The sequence below is a fragment of the Actinomadura sp. BRA 177 genome, from assembly GCF_013372625.1.
GTDB lineage: Bacteria > Actinomycetota > Actinomycetes > Streptosporangiales > Streptosporangiaceae > Spirillospora.
Map to the genome: position 1 here is coordinate 1 of NZ_JABXFD010000626.1, position 1,311 is coordinate 1,311.

Annotated in this window: 1 protein-coding gene; it reads right to left on the reverse strand. The window is 73.7% G+C overall.

The genetic code is table 11. The features are described 5' to 3' along the window. A partial coding sequence (locus HUX53_RS35035; RefSeq protein ID WP_176407571.1) for an L-aspartate oxidase occupies window positions 1-1,267 on the reverse strand: 1,267 nt, incomplete at its 3' end. Between the last annotated feature and the right edge of the window lie 44 nt (window positions 1,268-1,311).

Consider the following 1,311-nt stretch of genomic DNA (forward strand, 5'->3'; position numbering starts at 1 on the left):
GGGCAGGCGTCAAGGGGTCGGGGCCTAGGTCGTCGTGCAGGGCTTGGGCTATACGGCCGGCGAAGACCAGACCCTCCAACAGGGAGTTGGAGGCCAGGCGGTTCGCGCCGTGGACGCCGGTGCAGGCGGCCTCTCCGCAGGCGTAGAGGCCGGGGACGGACGTGCGGCCGTGCAGGTCCGTGCGGACGCCGCCGCTGGCGTAGTGCGCGGCGGGGACGATCGGGATCGGCTCGGTCACCGGGTCGATGCCGTGGTGCCTGCACGCGGCCAGGATGGTCGGGAAGCGGTTCTCCCACATCGCGGCGCCGAAGTGGCGGGCGTCCAGGAGCATGCAGGACGCGCCGGTCTCGTGCATCCGGGTCATGATCCCCTTGGCGACGATGTCACGCGGGGCGAGTTCGGCGAGTTCGTGCCGTCCGACCATGAAGCGGACCCCGTCGTGGTCGACGAGGTGGGCGCCCTCTCCCCGGACGGCCTCGGAGATCAGCGGCTGCTGCCCGGTCGCGTCCTCGCCGAGCCAGAGCACGGTCGGGTGGAACTGGACGAACTCCAGGTCGGTGACCTCGGCTCCGGCGCGCAGCGCCAGTGCCACACCGTCGCCGGTCGACACCTCGGGGTTGGTCGTGGCCGAGAACACCTGGCCGAGCCCGCCGGTGGCGAGGACGACGGCGCGGGCGCGGACGACACCGACGCCGCCCGGCTGCCCTTCGCCCATGACGTGGAGGGTGATGCCGGCGGCGCGTCCGTCCGCGTCCTTCAGCAGGTCGAGCACGAGCGCGTGCTCGATGACCTCGACGCCGGAGTCCTTGAGCGCGGCGCGGAGGGCGCGGCTGATCTCGGCACCGGTGGCGTCCCCGCCCGCGTGCGCGATGCGGCGCCGGTGGTGGCCGCCCTCGCGGGTCAGCGCGATGCCGCCGTCGCCGGCGCGGTCGAACGCGGTGCCCAGCTCGATGAGCCCGCGGACGGCGTCCGGCCCTTCGGTGACGAGCGCCCGGACGGCGTCCTCGTCGCACAGCCCGACGCCCGCGACGAGGGTGTCGGCGAGGTGCTCCTCGGGGGTGTCGTCCGCGGCGAGCGCGGCGGCGATCCCGCCCTGCGCCCAGCGAGTCGACCCGGCGTCCAGGAGGGCCTTGGTCACGAGCAGCACCCGCCCGTGCGGACGGCACCGCAGCGCGGCGACCAGGCCGGCGATGCCGGACCCGACAACGACGACATCGGCCTCGGCGACCCAGCCGGGCTCCGGGGCGTAGAGAACGGAAGGGATCATTGGCCCTCCTCCGGATTCGGTTCTCGTCATTATGACTCTAACCC